This window comes from Clostridium sp. FP1 (assembly GCF_011065975.2).
Taxonomy (GTDB): Bacteria; Bacillota; Clostridia; order Clostridiales; family Clostridiaceae; genus Clostridium_AD; species Clostridium_AD tagluense.
In genome coordinates, this window is sequence record NZ_JAAMNJ020000001.1 from 5,130,118 (window position 1) to 5,146,964 (window position 16,847).

Here is a 16,847-nt window from a genome sequence, read left to right on the forward strand (position 1 = left end):
TAATATTAGAATGGGATGTCTCCATCATCAATTGGTGTTATATCGCTAGCACCGCCAAAATCTTTAGATCCAGCATTTGATTCGCCATTATAGCCACCTTGATTAGTATTCGTTTCTGATGCTTTATTGCCTCCCCATTCGAGGAAACCAACTTCATCAGCAATCACTTCAGTAACATATCTTTTATTACCGTCTTTAGCTTCATAATTTCTAGTTTGAATGTTTCCAGAAACGCTTATAAGTTTACCTTTACTCATATAATTAGCAGTAGCTTCCGCTTGCTTGCCAAATACAACTACAGGTATAAAATCAGCTTCTGGTTGACCTTCTCGCTTAAATCTTCTATTAACGGCTACAGTAAAAGTGGCTACAGCTGTTCCTGTTCCTTGAGCAAATTTAAGCTCAGGATCTTTTGTTAATCTACCAACTAAAACAACTTTATTCATAAAAGCACCACCTATTTTTCTGGATTTATTATGATATGTCTTATAACACTGTCAGTAATTCTGAATACTCTATCTAATTCTTTCGGTAATTCAGGATTTGAATTGAAATTGATTAATGTATAGTGGCCTTCGCCAACTTTTTGTATTTCGTAAGCTAACTTTCTCTTACCCCACGCATCAATATTTTCAATTACTCCACCATTATTTTCTATTACACCTTTAAACTTTTCAACGTTAGCTTTAACAGCTTCTTCGTCTAATGAAGGATGTAATATGAATATAGTTTCATACTTTCTCATTAATTTCACCTCCTCCCCTCGGACTAACGGCTGCGCATTGCACAGCAGGGATTACCCAATAGATTATATCACTTAATTATACAAAAATCAAGTTATAATTTTGTAGTAATTACATTTTCTTTTATAATTTTCTTTACTCCAGAATCAAATTTAATCCTTGGAAGCATAACTAGCCTTCCACAACCTAAACATTTTATTTTTATATCTGCACCCAACCTTACAATTTCCCAGTTCTTGCTACCACAAGGGTGTGTCTTTTTCATTTCAACAATATCACCTAAATTAAATACCTTCATTATGCATCCCACCTTCTACATTGTCATAACTTTTACACTTTCTCCATCGCAAGCGAAAATTTCTTTTACTTTTATATTTTCTGAATTTATAAGTTTAATTATACCTTGAATGTTTTCTTCGTCTATTTTTAAACTAATCCCACAACTTTTAGTTATATAGGTAGGCGTAGGAATAACTACTACCTTTATCTTTTCATTTATAGTTTCTCTTTCTGCTTTCATAGCTTCATGCGTATTTTGAAATGTTACTACATAATATTTACTCATGTTTTCACTCTACCCCCTACATAAATCATCATCTGCGATGCTGCAATTAACGACTTCAGAAGGAGATTTACCCCCTTGTAGACCTCTGGAGGATAACAATTCTCAATTGTTATCCTCCCACTGAAGTTTTCTTTTTGCTGTAGCATGTGACCCCCACTTATAGAAGTGGGAGACTTCCTTCTGAAATGTCGTTAAAGTTTGATAGTTTTATCTGCACTATTCATTAACTGTACAATAGTGTACATGTTAGATATTTCTCCAACTGAAAGCTTATCCTTTATATTATAAAAATCAAGACAAACTCCACAAACCAAAATATTTGCTCCTCTACTAACTAATTTCTCTAAGCTATCCAGCACTTTTGAACCCTCTGCGGTAAGTTTTACCCCTCCATTAATAAAAAGTATATCATTAGGTATTACATCCGCTTCTGATAATGCAAATATGTAGCTTTTCATAAGTATAGCTCCCAGTTCATCATCTCCTAGTCCTAACTTATCAGTAGATACTACCAATGTAAATTTTTTATTTTCATTTGCTTTTTCACTTGCTTTTTCACATTTTTCTTTAGTTATTTTTATAAAATACAATTCTTCTTTTTCTTCTACAATACTATTATATCCACTACCGCCTGCTAATTTTACTATATTGTTTTTAGCAACTAAATTATCCACAATGACTGTACCTTCTCCACTTTGGATTGAATCAAAATATTTTTTTGTTTTAACCACTGGAATTGGACATAGTAACCCCTTACAATCTATTATATTATTCATATTATTTCCGTTCTAAGTTGTTTTTTAGAAAACTAACCTAAAACTGTCACACCCCTTTCTTTGTTAAAACTATTGATCTCATATACATTTAAAGAACTTTAGCTTATAATATTGTATTATATGTTAATATTGAAATAAGTAATTATAATGTACAAATCACTAGTTTTTTATCTTATAAATAGTTTGTATTTTGTTCTTAAGCTAATGCTATTATAAACTATTTACACTTTTAATTATATCAAAACAAAATTTAACTTGTTATTGATAATATTAATAGATGTTGCATCTTCTATAGAATGTGACAATGCTATTATTTTATAAAATTGGAGGAAACCATGAAAATATATTTAGATAACGCAGCCACTACATTTCCTAAACCACCGGAAGTTTATACTTCCATGATGAATTATATGACAAACATAGGAACAAACCCAGGAAGAGGTGCATCCACCGCTTCTCTTGCAGGAAATAAAGTTATTTTAAATTGTAGATATGCATTAATGGATTTTTTTCACTTTGATAAAGTAGAAAATGTAATTTTTACACCAAATATTACAACTTCCCTGAATACTCTTATAAAATCCGTTGTAAAGCAGGGATGGCATGTAATAACCTCCTCAATGGATCATAATGCTACCTTGAGACCCTTAAACTCACTTTGTCAAAAGGGTATTATAGAACTGGACATTGTCCCTTGTTCAAAACAAGGATTAATAAATATAGATGATTTTATAAATGCAATTAAACCTAATACAAAACTAGTGGTTCTCTCTCATGCCTCTAATATTATTGGCACAATTCAACCACTAGAAGCTATAGGTAAAATATGCAAGGAAAGGGGTATTTATTTTGTTATAGATGCTGCCCAAACTGCCGGAGTGTTACCCTTAGATTTCTATAAATTAAATTGTAATGCACTAGCTTTTACAGGCCATAAAAGTTTATTGGGACCTCAAGGTATAGGTGGCTTCTTAATTGACGATAATTTAAATAAACAGTGTAGTACATTTATAGAAGGTGGCACTGGTAGTCTTTCATCTAGTATTATTCAACCAGATTTTTTACCTGATAAATTTGAAAGCGGGACTTTAAATGGACCAGGAGTAGCAGGGCTTTTAGAAGGAATTAATTTTATTAATACCCAAGGCCTTGACACTATTCGTGAGCATGAAGAATATCTATGTGAAAATTTTATAAGTGGCTTATTAAATATAAACTCTATTGAAGTTTATGGTTTACGAGACAGTACTAAGCGAATGGCCGCAATCTCTGTTAATTCTACAAAAATCGACAATTCTGAGTTAGGATTTATCCTAGATACTGAATATGGAATTACAACGAGAACTGGCCTTCATTGTGCACCACTAGCTCATGAAACCGTTGGCACATATCCAACTGGATCCTTAAGATTTGGCATTGGACCTTTTAACGATATTAAAGACATTAATTATACCCTGAGCTCTCTCAATTCTATTATTAGAAAGGTGTGATTTTTTCAATTGGAAAATATCCTAAAAAAAGTTGATAAACTAACTGTGTTCTTTGTTTTATATACATTTGTTTTTGTAATTTTTTTTGGAACTATAGGATATACTCTACCCTTTGTATTAGCTCTTATTTTAGCTTCACTGCTTAAGATACCAACAAAATTTTTGATGAGAAAATTCAAAATTAAAAGCACTATAGCTTCAATAATTACTACTACCGTATTCTTCTCAGTAATTGTTGTATTGTTATCTTTAATAATAACCACCATAACTTCAGAAACAATACAATTGGTCAAAAACATTCAATCTTATTTCTCTATTAATAAAAATAATATACTAGATTTTTTTAGTAATTTACAAAATTATTATAAAAATTTAGATCCCAGTATTATCAGTAATATTGAGTCAAATATTTCTAACTATATAACCAAAACTATAAACATTAGTATGAATGCGTCAACAAAAATATTTTCCATAACCCTAAGTTTTATGTCTACTATACCTTATACTTTAATGGTTTTATTATTTACATTGCTTACTACATATTTTTTTACAAAAGATTTATCATCTTCTAGTAATAAAATATTTGATTTACTTCCTAATAAAAATGGAGATAGAGTACATTATATATTTGATGAATCAAAAAAAATGCTTAAAAATTATTTGCTATCTTACTTACTTATAATCACTATAACATTTTTAGAAACCCTAGTTGTTTTTTTAGTTTTCAAAGTTAAGTATGCTGTAACGTTAAGCATACTATGTGGAATATTTGATTTGCTTCCCATTTTCGGTATAGGTGCTATATATATCCCTTTAATAATAATATTTTTTATATCTGGAAATTATATAGCCGGTTTAGGTCTTTTAATATCTTATGTAATTATAACCATAGTAAGACAAATTATAGAACCTAAAATAGTTTCATCATCACTAGGTATTAATCCAGTTGCAGTTCTTGCATCTATATTTATAGGATTAAAGGCCAATGGTCTTATTGGCATGTTGTTTTGTATGTTTTTAGTAGTGTTTTACAATATATTAAAAAAAGTTGAAGTTTTATAGAATAAAAAACCTCCTACATGGATAAAATCCAAATAGGAGGTTTTTTTATGGTAGATAAAGTCATTTTAGATTCAATGTCCCGTGATTGTACTTTTAAGTTAAGAGATACTATAAGTGAATACATTTTTCCCATAGCTAAATGCTCACGTCCTATTGTAGTTTTATGTATTGGAACCGACAGATCTACTGGTGATAGTTTGGGACCGCTGGTTGGAAACAAACTTAAATTTTTAGTTAGAAATAAAATTCATATTTACGGTAGTCTCGAGTGCCCAGTACATGCAAAAAATTTATGCCAAATAATTGATGAGATTAACTATACCTATACCGACCCCTACGTTATTGCGATTGATGCTTGCCTTGGAAGTTTACAAAATGTAGGAAAAATTATTGTTGAAGAAAAACCATTGTCTCCAGGTGCCGCTATGAATAAAGATTTGCCTAAAGTAGGTAATCTAAGTATAACCGGGGTTGTAAATATATCTGGCGCCCTTGAATTTATGGTTCTTCAAAACACAAGATTGTACACAGTAATGATGCTTGCAGATGCTATTGCAAATGGTTTATATCATTCAATACTCAAAACTGTTGGAGGAAGAAAATTCGATTCTAATTATGATGATTTCAAGATAAAAGATGTTGAAGGTTAATTTGTGCATGTAAAAATACTGGTAGATCAGCGATGCAATTCTATTTTCATATTCCTCAAGCTTATTAATGTAATTTATAGTTTTTAAAATAAAAAACAAATATAAAATCTAAGGCATGTTTTAACAACATCTTAGAATATTATATTTGTTTTTTATTTGTTTCATATGAAATTAAATCATCTTCTGCGAAGCTGCAATATTAACGACTTCAGAAGGAGATTTAGACCACCACTAAGTTTTCTTTTTGTTATAAGTACAGGACTCCCACTTATAGAAGTAGGAGACTTCCTTCTGAAATGTCGTTAAATAAAAGCTCAGTATACTAGTGTATTTCCATATACCCAAAAATGCTTTTGCATGAAGTTTGTACATGACTTTCATAGAAGCTAAAAATATATTAAAGAGTAATCTTTTTAAAATAGTGAATTATATACTCTGTTACACAATATATATTCTATTTCATCAATAGTTTTACTTCCACTATCTATAATTAAGGTTCCTTCTCTTCGTATATTATTTTGCATATTTAAATTTATAAGTCCACCATCTTTAAGCTTACATATTATTGCATCACAACTAGAATTATTTTCTCTATTATTTATCACAGTATATCCCCTTTTAATTAGTTCATCCTGTAAATATTCAAGTTCTTGTGAAATACATATTACCATAAAAAACCCCTTTGTTTTTAGTGTGCCACAAAAAAGATTTTTTATTATTAAATCTCAAATAAAAACGCTATAATTCTTTATTTATTTTTTGAACTAACGGCATCTTTTAACACCTTATTTTCTTCCTCGGATAAATCATACCTAGATATTCCTTTATCTATAGGTTTTGCATAAGTTGTACTCTCGTTTCTACCATAAATACTTGTTAATACAACACCATTATTGTTTCCATCTAAGAGTGCTATAGAGAAACTTAAATCGCTCCCAACATCATCAAACGCCCTATATCTTACTATTGAGGTCTTTTGAATACAAGTTTTTAATTCTCCATTTATTTCTTCATACATTTGTTTCATGACCATATTTTCTTCTTTAACCCCATCAATTTTATCCAAATAAGATATAACCATATCCTCTAGATTTTTATTGTTTACACCCCTCATTAATTTTCTGTATTTAGTTTCTAATCTATTTAAAGATACATAGGTTGTTATAATTATTATAATTAATATAAGCACAAGAACCATAAGCACTAATGTTATATATATATGTGAACTATTTATAAAACTGAATATACTTTGCATTATGAATTACATCCTCTCCATTATGTTTCACGTGAAACATTATATATTAAAAACTTCTAAAATTCTTTCAAAATCCTCTTCTGAGTAATATTCAATTTCTATTTTACCCTTGTTTTTATTTTTAGAATTTATAAAAACTTTAGTACCAAATCTATTTTCTAATTTATTCATTATATCTTTATAATATATATTATTTTCATGTTTTACTACTTTTTCTTTTTTTTCATTTTCAAAGTTTTTCACTAACTTCTCTGTTTCTCTCACTGAAAGACTGTCATCTATAACCATTTGCGCAATTCCATATTGAATTTCCTTATCACTTATCCCAAGGATAGCCCTTCCATGCCCCTCAGAAATAACTCCATCTATTATATAATCTTGAACTCTTTCATCTAAATTTAATAATCTCATGCAATTTGTTATAGCTGTTCTTGATTTACATACCTTTTTACTTATTTCTTCTTGAGTAAGATTAAAATCTACCAATAATCTTTTATAAGCTAGAGCTTCTTCTATAGGATTTAGATCTTCTCTTTGAATATTTTCTATTAATGATATTTCTAATACTTCTTTATTTTCTATATTCATAATAATTGCAGGTATTTCCACAAGTCCAATACTTTTAGCAGCTCTGAATCTTCTTTCACCCGCTATAACTGCATATGTATCATCTTCTCTGTTTAATATAATAGGCTGAATCACTCCATGTTCTTTTATAGATTGTGCCAGTTCTGATATTTTTTCAGGGTCAAAACTTTTTCTTGGTTGATCTTTATTAGCTTTAATCAAATTCATAGATATCTTAAGTACCGTGGAACCCTCCTCCATAATTTCTTCTTCTGGTATTAAAGCCCCTAGTCCCTTACCTAACCCAAATTTTTTGTTCAATTTATATCATCTCCTTTGCCTTTCTAAAAATTCATTTGCTAATTGTTCGTAAGCTTCTGCACCTTTGCATTTATCATCATACAGCATAATTGGAAGTCCAAAACTTGGTGCTTCAGCGAGTCTTATATTTCTTGGTATTGTGGTTTTATAAACTTTGTCATTAAAATATTTTTTAACTTCTGACACAACTTCATTACATAGTTTAGTTCTATTATCATACATACTAAGAATTATACCCTGAATCTCCAGCTCTTTATTTAAAGATTTTTTAACTAATTGAATTGTATTTACTAATTGTCCAACACCTTCTAAAGCATAAAATTCACATTGAATAGGTGTAAGCACGCTAGTTGAAGCCGTAAGTGCATTTATAGTTAAAATTCCTAGTGAAGGTGGACAGTCTATAAAAATAAAATCGAATTCACCTTCAATTTCTTTAAGTTTTTCTTTTAGTATATTTTCACGGTTGCTTCTATTTATCAATTCAACTTCCGCACCTGCAAGTTCCATTTTTGATGGTACTAAATACAAATTATTTATTAGCTCGCATTCTTTTATAGTATCTCTTATAGAAATATCTGATGTTAACAAATCATATGTTGATAGATTTATTTTTTTCTTATCAAACCCAAGTCCACTTGTGGTATTTCCCTGAGGATCAATGTCTATTGTTAAAATCTTTTTTCCTTGCAGAGCCAAATAAGAACATAAGTTGATGTTTGTAGTAGTTTTACCTACTCCTCCCTTTTGATTAAAAATACATATTGTTTCCATGACTGCACCTACCCTCCATAATATTATTCCTTCTTATACAATTTACACCTAAAAAATAAAGCTTGATATTGTACTTGTTCTTATTATTTACTACAATGTCCCTATGTTAATTTTCCCATATAATTTATTATATATTTATGTTAAGTATATTAATAGTATTATTTTCAATATTTTAAAAAAAATAAAAAAAACAGAATGTTTCACGTGAAACATTCTGTTTTTACAATCTATTTTTTAGGTATTCTTATTGTTACTTCTATACTATCTTCTAATTCTCTAGATTTATATTCTGCATTTATGCCATACTTATCGAAAACCTGTTTAATCGTATTTATATAAACTCTAGGTGCAAATATACCCTTGATTTTTTTCTTTCCATCGGCAGCTACTTCATCTCTGCATAGCTTTAATAATTCTTTTTCAATAAGTTCTTCTGTCTTTTTAACATTAAGTGATTTATTAACAACTACTTTAAGTACTTTCTTTTGAATATTTATATCAGGTAATTTGAGCAGTGCTCTAGCATGTCTCTCAGTAAGCTTATTTTCTATTAAACTATTTGTTATCTCCTTGTCCAACTTTAATAACCTTAATTTATTAGCTATGGTTGATTGTTTCTTTCCTATTATCTGTGCTAATTGCTCCTGTGTATAAGAGTGATCCTGAATAAGGTTAAAGTAAGCAAATGCTTCTTCTAAAAAATTCAAATCTTCTCTTTGTAAATTTTCCAGTAGCGCAATTGCAGCAGAATCCTTATCTGTAATATCTATAATAATTACTGGGACTTCATTAAGTCCTATTTTTTTCGCTGCTCTTAATCTTCTTTCTCCTGCTACTAGTTCGTATCTGCTATCCCCGCTTTTTCTAACTGTTAAAGGTTGGATTATCCCATAAGCTTTTATTGACTGTGAAAGTTCTTCAATAGTTTCTTCATTAAAATGCTTTCGCGGCTGATAGACATTTGGAGAAATTAATTCTACAGATACATATTTTACATCATTTTGCATAATATACCATCCTTAAGTTTTTCCTTTTTCCTTTTCTTAACAATTCTCTATCTTTTCTTTATTTCCTTCTTTTTTTTTTATTTTTCGTACGACAATTTATAGCAGTAATCATCACCTACAAAGATTCCTTCTGAAATGTCGTTAAATCATCTTCTTCGAAGCTGCAATATTAACGACTTCAGAAGGATATTTAGACTCCTCTTATAGAAATATGAGATATTCCTTCTGAAATGTCGTTAAACCAGTGGATTTTTAGTAACCATACCAGCTTTTCTAGGATACTTCTTATGAGTTTCTGCAATTTTGCGTATTATTACTAAATTGTGGTTAAAATCACTATCTTCAATTTGTACCTTTTCTATATGTTCTATATGTCCACCTAGCATTCTAATTGCATTTTTGGAAGACTTAATTTCTTCTTCAACTGCTGGTCCCTTCATTGCAACAAAATATCCACCAACCTTTACATAAGGTATGCAAAATTCACTAAGTACTGTTAAATTAGCAACAGCTCTTGAAACTGCTACATCAAATTTTTCTCTATATTGCTTTTCTTGTGCAAAATCTTCTGCTCTGCCATGGATAGCTTTAATATTTTTTAATTGGAGTTCCTTAATTACCTCGTTTAAAAAATTAATTCTCTTGTTTAGTGAATCTAATAAAACTATATTTATTTCAGGTTTTATTATCTTCACAGGGATACCTGGAAATCCTCCTCCAGTTCCTATATCTATGATATTTTTTGCACTTTTTAGCTCTTTAAACTTAAAAACTTTTATAGAATCAATGAAATGTTTTTTTACTATTTCTTCATCTTCTTTTATAGCAGTTAAATTTACTTTTTCATTCCACTCTTGTATGAGGTCTTTATATCTCATAAATTGCTCATACTTTTTTTCATTAAATTCGAGTCCTTCATTATTACTAGATGTATTCATTATATCAAAGTATTTCATCCTTCACCCCCGAGTTATTCTTGTTGTTTTCTAATCATCATCTGCGAAGCTGTTCATCACCTTCGGTGCTGTAATATTAACAACTTCAGAAGGAGGCTTAGTCTCCCTCCGAAGGTAATTTTCTTCTAGATCACTTCATCCCGATATAATTAGGTGGTAACCTTTCCTTCTGAACTGTTGTTAATTCTATTCTGTTGTTCAAGATATATCATTAAAACAGACATATCTGCAGGTGATACCCCTGATATTCTTGAAGCTTGACCTATACTTTCAGGTTTAATTTTACCTAATTTCTGCATAGCCTCTATTCTTAATCCTTTTATATTGTCATAAATTATATCTTTTGGTATAATTTTGTTTTCAAACTTCTTAAATTGGTGAATTTGCTCTAATTGTTTTTGGATATAACCCTCATATTTTGACACAATATTTACTTGCTGCTCTATATACTTGTTTAATTTGGGCCTCTCTGGATCTAATTTCTCAACTATATAATAATCAAGCTCCGGTCTTTTTATAAGCTCGTATAAACTAATAGGTTTTTTAAGTGGTGTTGAATTACAAGAAATTAAGAATTCCTCAATTTCTTTTTTATTTGTAATTTGCAAATTTTTTATTCTGCTCAGTTCTTCCTCTAATTGCGTTTTCTTTTTTTTGAATATTTCATATCTATCTGCCTTAACAAGTCCCACAGTATATCCTATTTCAGTTAACCTTAAATCCGCGTTATCTTGTCTTAGAAGCAATCTATACTCCGCTCTTGAGGTCATCATCCTATATGGCTCATTAGTACCTTTAGTAACTAAATCATCAATTAAAACACCTATATATCCATCAGATCTTTTTAATATTAACGGATCCTTATTTTGAATAAAAAGAGCAGCATTAATTCCTGCTATAATACCCTGAGCTGCAGCTTCCTCATATCCCGAGCTACCATTTATTTGTCCTGCTGAAAATAAGCCAATCGTATTTTTAAATTCTAGTGAAAGTTTTAAATCCGTGGAATCTATACAATCATATTCTATGGCATAAGCAGTTCTCATAATTTCTACATTTTCAAGCCCCGGCACCGTTTTTAACACTTCAACCTGAATATCCTCTGGAAGTGAACTAGACATACCTTGAACATACATTTCCTGCGTACTCTCTCCCTCAGGTTCAATAAATATTTGGTGTCTTTCCTTGTCTGCAAATCTCATTACTTTATCCTCAATGGAAGGACAATATCTAGGACCTGTACTCACAATAGATCCATTATAAAGAGGAGACCTATGAATATTTTTTCTAATTACATTATGAGTGTTCTCGTTTGTATAAGTTAAATAGCAGCATATCTGCTGCCTACTTATATCCCCACTAATAAATGAAAATGGTACTACGTCTATATCTCCAGATTGTTCTTCCATTTTAGAAAAGTCCACGGACCTTTTATTTATTCTAGCTGGGGTTCCCGTTTTAAACCTTCGGAGTTCTATTCCTATTTCATCTAAAGATTTAGAAAGTTCATTAGCTGGCAGTAATCCACTAGGGCCTTCATCATAAGTACAATCCCCAATTATAACTTTTGATTTTAAATATGTTCCCGAAGCTATAATTACAGCCTTTGCTGTAAAATATGCACCATTTTTAGTAAGAACACCCACAACTTTTTCGTTTTCAACATCTATAGATACTACTTCTAATTGTCTTAATTGTAAATTTTCTTGTTTTTCTAATACACTTTTCATTCTTTGTCCATATGCTTTTTTATCAGCTTGAGCCCTGAGTGAGAATACGGCAGGACCCTTAGATGTGTTTAGCATTCTTGATTGTATATATGTATTATCAATATTTACTCCCATTTCTCCCCCAAGAGCATCTATTTCCCTTACTAAATGTCCTTTAGCTGTGCCACCAATATTGGGGTTGCATGGCATTAAAGCCACGCTATCTAAGTTCATAGCACAGATTAAAGTCTTACTTCCTATTCTTGCAGCTGCTAGCGCTGCCTCACAACCTGCGTGACCAGCTCCAATAACTACAACATCAAAATCTCCTGCAACATATTTCATATTTATCCCTACTTTCCTAAACAAAATTCTGAGAATATCTTATGTATAATATCTTCTTCTAGTGCCTCTCCTGTAATCTCACCTAAATTCATCCATGCATTGCGTATATCAATGGATGCCAAATCTATAGCTGAGGTATATTCTAGTGCATTTAGTGATGACTCTAAATTTTCCTTTGCTTTTATTAGAGACTGCTTATGTCTATTATTTGTAACAAAAACTCCTTCAGTTTTAATTTCACCATTAAAGAATAAATCTTTTATATGTCCTTTAACTTGACTTAATCCTTCACCTGTTTTTGCCGAAATATTAGTTATATATTTTGACTTCAGACTTTGTAATTCACTCCTTTCTATTTTACCACCTAAATCACTTTTATTTAATAGTACAATATATTTTTTTTCTTTAATATATTCAATAATTTGTTCATCTTCATGAGTGAGTTTTTTACTCCAATCTAATATTAAGATAACTAGATCCGCCTCATCTATCTTTTCTTTTGATGTCCGTACTCCTATTTTTTCAACTATATCTTCTGTTTCACGAATTCCTGCCGTATCTACTATCTTAACTGGTATACCTTCAATACTTATATATTCTTCTATTGCATCTCTTGTTGTGCCTGGTACGTCTGTAACAATAGCTCTTTTTTCTTTAAGTAAAGCATTAAGAAGCGATGATTTACCTACATTAGGTTTTCCAACTATTACAGTACTTAAGCCTTCTCTTAGAATTTTTCCTTCATCTGCCGTACTGAGTAGTGTATCTATCTCACTTATTACTAATGCAACGTCTTCAGCAACCATTCCTGCAGTTACTTCTTCAATATCCTCTTCTGGATAATCAACAGTTACCTCTATATTTGCAATTACGCTAAGTAATTTATTTCTTATTGTTTTTATTTCCCTGGAAATTGAACCTTCCGATTGCATAAGGGCTGACTTCATACTAAGCTCTGTTTTGGCTCTTATTATATCTATAACTGCCTCTGCTTGGCTTAAGTCAATTCTACCATTTAAAAAGGCTCTTTTAGTAAATTCTCCGGGTTCTGCCATTCTTGCCCCAGCTCTAATAATTTCTTGTAATATTCTATTGGTTCCAACTACTCCACCATGGCAATTTACCTCAATAGTATCTTCTGCTGTAAAACTTTTAGGACCTTTCATATAGGAAATAATAACTTCATCAAGTTTACTAGCATTTTTATCAATAATATGGCCATATCTCATAGTATAAGATTTAAAATCATGAAGCTTTCTATTATTTTTACCTACAAATATACTATCTATTATATCTATAGACTTATCACCAGATACTCTAATTATAGATATACCACCTTCCCCTATACTAGTTGCTATTGCAGCTATAGTATCAAATTCTTTCATTAAATATGACCTCCTAATTTTATGAGTATTTATTATTATATCCTTTTTAAATATATTATATCAAAGCAACTCCTATGGTTTTTATTACCTTATTATAAGTGGTTTTAATAATATTCGTAAAGTTCAATGTTAAATCCTCAGCTAACGGCGCTGCATTGTGGAATTTAAAATGTTAATCTTCCATAATATACTTATAATATAACTTTGAAACTTAAGAATATAATTAATATTACACTTAGTTTTGTGAATTTAAAAAGAAAGCCCTTAGGCTTTCTTTAAATCAACTACAACTCTTCTATAGGGTTCTTCACCTTCACTAAAGGTATAAATATATGAATCATTTTGAAGCGTAGAGTGTATTATTCTTCTCTCATAAGGATTCATAGGTTCAAGTTTTAATACTCTACCACTAACCCTTACCTTATAGGCGATTTTTGATGCAAGTCTTTTTAGTGTTTCTTCTCTTTTCGCTCTATAATTTTCAGTATCTAATATTACTCTTTTATACTCTTCATCATGACTTTTGTTTACAACTAAACTTACAAGATACTGTAGTGAGTCTAGTGTTTCACCTCTGTATCCTATTAATAGTCCCATATTAGGTCCAATTAAGTCAATCCTAATTTCATTATTTTCATCTTTAAGATTTATTTCAGCTTTCATACTCATAGAATTCAATACTTCCGTTAAGAAATTTTTAGCTTCATATAAACTATCTCTTTTAACTGTAACTCTAATTTTAGCAGGTTTTACACCTATAATATTTAAAAATCCCTTACTACCTTCATCTATGGTTTCTACTTTTACTTTATCTCTTGTAACTTTTAATTCTTTCAGGGCATTACCTATTGCATCCTCTACATTCTTCCCCATCATTTCTATAATCTTCATACCGCACTACACCCGCCTTTCTCAATATAAAAATTAGGCAATTGGGTTAAATCTGTTTTTTTACAAGATCTGTTTTTCCAAGTTCTATCTTATTTATAACCAAAGTTTGGATTACTTGTAATACGTTATTTATTACCCAATATAATACTAATGCACCTTTCATTTTAATACCCATAACTCCCATCATAATAGCCATTCCGGTATTCATTGTTGAAGTTTGTTTAGATTGAGCACCGCCAGCTGGTGGTTGCATAAGTTTTGATGAAAAATATGTTGTAATAGCAGATAATATTGGTAATATATAATAAGGGTCGGCCTTTGTTAAATCCGACATCCATAAAAATCCAGAACCTTGCATATTTAGCTTTTGAAAAACAGCAAACAAAGCAAATAAAATAGGCATTTGAATAAGCATTGGTAAACAACCAGCCATTGGATTTACTCCATTTTCTTTATAAAGCTTCATTACTTCTTGCTGGGACTTTTGTGGATCTTTTTTATATTTTTCTTGAACTTTCTTCATTTCTGGTTGAATTGCACCCATTTTAGCCGTTGATTTAGTTTGTTTAATACTTAAAGGCAACAATAATACTCTTATTATAACTGTGAAAAGGATTATTGCGAGTCCAAATGAGATATTATTATTTGGTATAATCGTATGGACGCCACTATGTAAAAAGTAAAAGAACTTTTCAAGTGGAAGAGTTAAAAAATTTAAATTCAAATATAAAACCTCCCAAGTGGTTATTTAACTGGATCAAAGCCGCCCTTATTATAAGGATGACATCTAAGTATTCTCTTTATTCCCATAATAGAGCCTTTTACTGCTCCATACTTTTCAATAGCTTCTAAAGTATACTGAGAACATGTAGGGTAAAATATACAACAAGGCCTCTTAAGAGGTGATATATATTTTCTATAACTTTTAATACCCAGTATAAGTATTTTTTTCATTATTAATTAAACCTGCTTTCTTAAGCAAATTCTTCAAAGCATTCTCAACTTCTTTATAATTTTTACCATTAGAAGGATTCCTTGCAATAAATACGAAATCATATCCTATCTTTAATCCCTCATTGTTAAGCCTATAGCTTTCACCGATAAGTCTTTTAACTCTACTTCGAGTTACACTTTTCCCAACCTTCTTACTTACAGATATTCCACATCTATTAATATCTTTGCCATTTCTATAGATATATAACACTAGTAGTAGGTTAGAAAAAGATTTTCCTCTTCTATATACTGTTCTAAATTCAGTATTCTTTCTAATTCTGTATTTCTTAACGTTAAAATTCATATTAGCCGCCCTCGTTTCCGCAAATTGCAGAAAAAGGCCACATTAGCGGCCCTTATGCTGTCAATCTTTTTCTACCTTTTTGTCTTCTTTTTTGAAGAATGTTTCTTCCAGAAGCGGTTTTCATTCTCTTTCTGAATCCGTGCTCTTTCTTTCTTTGTCTTTTCTTAGGTTGGTAAGTCATGAACATATCTACTACACCCCCTTCTTTCTAACCTTTAAATTATAACAATCATATTTCAATCGCATATTTATGGTTTTACTATTAGATTATATATTCACAACCTCACATTGTCAAGATAACCATTTTAAATAATATTGTTGATGTTTTTTATATTTATATGATTTTTTGTGGATAACTTCTTGAACACCTTGTTATTTTTTGATATTATATAAGAAAGAACTGTGAATAACCTATATATTAATAAAGTTATTCACAACTTGTGGACAAAATTGTGAATAACTACTATAATATTGTACTAAACTTGTTTTTTCTTAACTATTTTTGGCTATATAAATGGATTTATTCATTATTCAATCTGTTAATATTTTTTTTTTATAATAGTTAACAACTTAATTGATATTAAAAATGTTAACATAGTTATTAACATGTGAATATTTTTAATGCTATTTATCAACAACACATAATGTATTTATTTATTGTTTATAACTATGTTTATACATTGTTTGTTTTTACATAAAATTTTTTTTTATTTGAACTGGAGGGTAGAACATGAACACCCAAATTAAAGATATCTGGGAAAAAACCTTAAATATAATAAAAGGCGAGCTTACAGAAGTTAGTTTTAATACTTGGATCAAAAGTATAGAACCTATGGCCTTAGATAATAATACTTTTAAATTAGGTGTTCCTAATAATTTTACCAAAGATATTCTTGAAAATAGATATAAGGATTTAATAATGAATGCAGTTAAATTACTTACTTCTAAAACATATAAAATAGAATTCTTTATATTATCCGAAGAAGTAGCCGAAATTGAAACACCGAAAGTAAAAAGAGAAGCCGAAAGAAATAACATAATGGTTAATGATGAA

At 30.0% G+C, this 16,847-nt stretch carries 22 protein-coding genes; 4 read left to right on the forward strand and 18 right to left on the reverse strand.

What is annotated here, in order from left to right; genetic code table 11:
- Window positions 1-5: 5 nt before the first annotated feature.
- The 5 genes from G9F70_RS24500 to yedF all read right to left on the reverse strand — a co-directional run bounded on the left by G9F70_RS24500 (window position 6) and on the right by yedF (window position 2,084).
- A complete protein-coding gene (locus tag G9F70_RS24500) occupies window positions 6-446 on the reverse strand; it encodes a single-stranded DNA-binding protein (RefSeq protein ID WP_124998807.1) in 441 nt (146 codons plus the stop codon).
- 11 nt (window positions 447-457) lie between these two features.
- Window positions 458-745: a 30S ribosomal protein S6 gene (gene rpsF, locus G9F70_RS24505; protein ID WP_124998809.1), complete on the reverse strand. Its 288-nt coding sequence runs from the start codon at window positions 743-745 to the stop codon at window positions 458-460.
- 92 nt (window positions 746-837) lie between these two features.
- On the reverse strand, window positions 838-1,041 hold the full coding sequence (locus G9F70_RS24510; RefSeq protein WP_263484359.1) for a DUF951 domain-containing protein: 204 nt from the start codon (window positions 1,039-1,041) through the stop codon (window positions 838-840).
- 15 nt (window positions 1,042-1,056) lie between these two features.
- On the reverse strand, window positions 1,057-1,308 hold the full coding sequence (locus G9F70_RS24515) for a DUF3343 domain-containing protein (protein WP_164945961.1): 252 nt from the start codon (window positions 1,306-1,308) through the stop codon (window positions 1,057-1,059).
- A gap of 191 nt (window positions 1,309-1,499) precedes the next feature.
- A complete protein-coding gene (gene yedF, locus G9F70_RS24520; protein WP_164945962.1) occupies window positions 1,500-2,084 on the reverse strand; it encodes a sulfurtransferase-like selenium metabolism protein YedF in 585 nt (194 codons plus the stop codon).
- Window positions 2,085-2,419: 335 nt separating this feature from the next.
- Here yedF and G9F70_RS24525 point away from each other — a divergent pair, with 335 nt between their 5' ends.
- From G9F70_RS24525 to yyaC, 3 genes are read left to right on the forward strand one after another with little or no spacing between them, the layout of a single operon-like run.
- A complete protein-coding gene (locus G9F70_RS24525) occupies window positions 2,420-3,574 on the forward strand; it encodes an aminotransferase class V-fold PLP-dependent enzyme (protein WP_164945963.1) in 1,155 nt (384 codons plus the stop codon).
- 9 nt (window positions 3,575-3,583) lie between these two features.
- The gene (gene ytvI / locus G9F70_RS24530; RefSeq protein ID WP_164945964.1) at window positions 3,584-4,636 is read left to right on the forward strand and encodes a sporulation integral membrane protein YtvI; all 1,053 of its coding nucleotides are present in this window, start codon (window positions 3,584-3,586) and stop codon (window positions 4,634-4,636) included.
- Window positions 4,637-4,683: 47 nt separating this feature from the next.
- Window positions 4,684-5,286 (forward strand): spore protease YyaC, encoded by a 603-nt coding sequence (gene yyaC, locus G9F70_RS24535; protein WP_164945965.1) that lies wholly within the window; start codon window positions 4,684-4,686, stop codon window positions 5,284-5,286.
- A gap of 413 nt (window positions 5,287-5,699) precedes the next feature.
- On the opposite strand, the gene G9F70_RS24540 is transcribed toward yyaC, so the two are convergent.
- From G9F70_RS24540 to rpmH, 13 genes are all read right to left on the reverse strand, one after another.
- Complete coding sequence (locus G9F70_RS24540; protein WP_164945966.1) at window positions 5,700-5,957, reverse strand: YkuS family protein; 258 nt, start codon at window positions 5,955-5,957, stop codon at window positions 5,700-5,702.
- Between the two features lie 77 nt (window positions 5,958-6,034).
- A complete protein-coding gene (locus G9F70_RS24545; RefSeq protein WP_164945967.1) occupies window positions 6,035-6,541 on the reverse strand; it encodes a DUF4446 family protein in 507 nt (168 codons plus the stop codon).
- A gap of 39 nt (window positions 6,542-6,580) precedes the next feature.
- A complete protein-coding gene (locus G9F70_RS24550; RefSeq protein WP_164945968.1) occupies window positions 6,581-7,429 on the reverse strand; it encodes a ParB/RepB/Spo0J family partition protein in 849 nt (282 codons plus the stop codon).
- A gap of 6 nt (window positions 7,430-7,435) precedes the next feature.
- A complete protein-coding gene (locus tag G9F70_RS24555; protein WP_164945969.1) occupies window positions 7,436-8,203 on the reverse strand; it encodes a ParA family protein in 768 nt (255 codons plus the stop codon).
- A gap of 227 nt (window positions 8,204-8,430) precedes the next feature.
- The gene (gene noc, locus G9F70_RS24560; RefSeq protein ID WP_124998830.1) at window positions 8,431-9,210 is read right to left on the reverse strand and encodes a nucleoid occlusion protein; all 780 of its coding nucleotides are present in this window, start codon (window positions 9,208-9,210) and stop codon (window positions 8,431-8,433) included.
- 236 nt (window positions 9,211-9,446) lie between these two features.
- Window positions 9,447-10,166 carry a 16S rRNA (guanine(527)-N(7))-methyltransferase RsmG gene (rsmG, locus tag G9F70_RS24565; protein WP_164945970.1) on the reverse strand — a complete coding sequence of 240 codons (720 nt, stop codon included), beginning with the start codon at window positions 10,164-10,166 and terminating at the stop codon, window positions 9,447-9,449.
- 149 nt (window positions 10,167-10,315) lie between these two features.
- A complete protein-coding gene (mnmG, locus tag G9F70_RS24570; protein ID WP_164945971.1) occupies window positions 10,316-12,220 on the reverse strand; it encodes a tRNA uridine-5-carboxymethylaminomethyl(34) synthesis enzyme MnmG in 1,905 nt (634 codons plus the stop codon).
- A gap of 8 nt (window positions 12,221-12,228) precedes the next feature.
- Complete coding sequence (mnmE, locus tag G9F70_RS24575) at window positions 12,229-13,605, reverse strand: tRNA uridine-5-carboxymethylaminomethyl(34) synthesis GTPase MnmE (protein WP_164945972.1); 1,377 nt, start codon at window positions 13,603-13,605, stop codon at window positions 12,229-12,231.
- A gap of 264 nt (window positions 13,606-13,869) precedes the next feature.
- The gene (gene jag / locus G9F70_RS24580; protein WP_164945973.1) at window positions 13,870-14,496 is read right to left on the reverse strand and encodes an RNA-binding cell elongation regulator Jag/EloR; all 627 of its coding nucleotides are present in this window, start codon (window positions 14,494-14,496) and stop codon (window positions 13,870-13,872) included.
- Between the two features lie 46 nt (window positions 14,497-14,542).
- Entirely contained in the window at window positions 14,543-15,220 is a 678-nt protein-coding gene (gene yidC / locus G9F70_RS24585) for a membrane protein insertase YidC (RefSeq protein WP_164945974.1), read from the reverse strand.
- Window positions 15,221-15,240: 20 nt separating this feature from the next.
- Complete coding sequence (gene yidD / locus G9F70_RS24590) at window positions 15,241-15,450, reverse strand: membrane protein insertion efficiency factor YidD (protein ID WP_164945975.1); 210 nt, start codon at window positions 15,448-15,450, stop codon at window positions 15,241-15,243.
- Window positions 15,422-15,793, reverse strand: a complete 372-nt coding sequence (gene rnpA / locus G9F70_RS24595) for a ribonuclease P protein component (protein WP_124998844.1) — start codon at window positions 15,791-15,793, stop codon at window positions 15,422-15,424. The genes yidD and rnpA overlap by 29 nt, the downstream gene beginning before the upstream one ends.
- A gap of 52 nt (window positions 15,794-15,845) precedes the next feature.
- Window positions 15,846-15,980 carry a 50S ribosomal protein L34 gene (gene rpmH / locus G9F70_RS24600; protein WP_071614800.1) on the reverse strand — a complete coding sequence of 45 codons (135 nt, stop codon included), beginning with the start codon at window positions 15,978-15,980 and terminating at the stop codon, window positions 15,846-15,848.
- A 543-nt stretch (window positions 15,981-16,523) separates the two neighbouring features.
- Here rpmH and G9F70_RS24605 point away from each other — a divergent pair.
- Window positions 16,524-16,847, forward strand: a 324-nt coding sequence (locus G9F70_RS24605) for a DnaA N-terminal domain-containing protein (protein ID WP_318011008.1), incomplete at its 3' end; no start/stop codon positions are given.

What these genes read in the sequence shown, in the direction of transcription:
- G9F70_RS24500 (WP_124998807.1), bottom strand. Translation starts at nt 446, where the DNA reads ATGAATAAAGTTGTTTTAGTTGGTAGATTAACAAAAGATCCTGAGCTT.
- rpsF (WP_124998809.1), bottom strand. Translation starts at nt 745, where the DNA reads ATGAGAAAGTATGAAACTATATTCATATTACATCCTTCATTAGACGAA.
- G9F70_RS24510 (WP_263484359.1), bottom strand. Translation starts at nt 1,041, where the DNA reads ATGAAGGTATTTAATTTAGGTGATATTGTTGAAATGAAAAAGACACAC.
- G9F70_RS24515 (WP_164945961.1), bottom strand. Translation starts at nt 1,308, where the DNA reads ATGAGTAAATATTATGTAGTAACATTTCAAAATACGCATGAAGCTATG.
- yedF (WP_164945962.1), bottom strand. Translation starts at nt 2,084, where the DNA reads ATGAATAATATAATAGATTGTAAGGGGTTACTATGTCCAATTCCAGTG.
- G9F70_RS24525 (WP_164945963.1), top strand. Translation starts at nt 2,420, where the DNA reads ATGAAAATATATTTAGATAACGCAGCCACTACATTTCCTAAACCACCG.
- yyaC (WP_164945965.1), top strand. Translation starts at nt 4,684, where the DNA reads ATGGTAGATAAAGTCATTTTAGATTCAATGTCCCGTGATTGTACTTTT.
- G9F70_RS24540 (WP_164945966.1), bottom strand. Translation starts at nt 5,957, where the DNA reads ATGGTAATATGTATTTCACAAGAACTTGAATATTTACAGGATGAACTA.
- G9F70_RS24545 (WP_164945967.1), bottom strand. Translation starts at nt 6,541, where the DNA reads ATGCAAAGTATATTCAGTTTTATAAATAGTTCACATATATATATAACA.
- G9F70_RS24555 (WP_164945969.1), bottom strand. Translation starts at nt 8,203, where the DNA reads ATGGAAACAATATGTATTTTTAATCAAAAGGGAGGAGTAGGTAAAACT.
- noc (WP_124998830.1), bottom strand. Translation starts at nt 9,210, where the DNA reads ATGCAAAATGATGTAAAATATGTATCTGTAGAATTAATTTCTCCAAAT.
- rsmG (WP_164945970.1), bottom strand. Translation starts at nt 10,166, where the DNA reads ATGAAATACTTTGATATAATGAATACATCTAGTAATAATGAAGGACTC.
- mnmG (WP_164945971.1), bottom strand. Translation starts at nt 12,220, where the DNA reads ATGAAATATGTTGCAGGAGATTTTGATGTTGTAGTTATTGGAGCTGGT.
- mnmE (WP_164945972.1), bottom strand. Translation starts at nt 13,605, where the DNA reads ATGAAAGAATTTGATACTATAGCTGCAATAGCAACTAGTATAGGGGAA.
- jag (WP_164945973.1), bottom strand. Translation starts at nt 14,496, where the DNA reads ATGAAGATTATAGAAATGATGGGGAAGAATGTAGAGGATGCAATAGGT.
- yidD (WP_164945975.1), bottom strand. Translation starts at nt 15,450, where the DNA reads ATGAAAAAAATACTTATACTGGGTATTAAAAGTTATAGAAAATATATA.
- rnpA (WP_124998844.1), bottom strand. Translation starts at nt 15,793, where the DNA reads ATGAATTTTAACGTTAAGAAATACAGAATTAGAAAGAATACTGAATTT.
- rpmH (WP_071614800.1), bottom strand. Translation starts at nt 15,980, where the DNA reads ATGTTCATGACTTACCAACCTAAGAAAAGACAAAGAAAGAAAGAGCAC.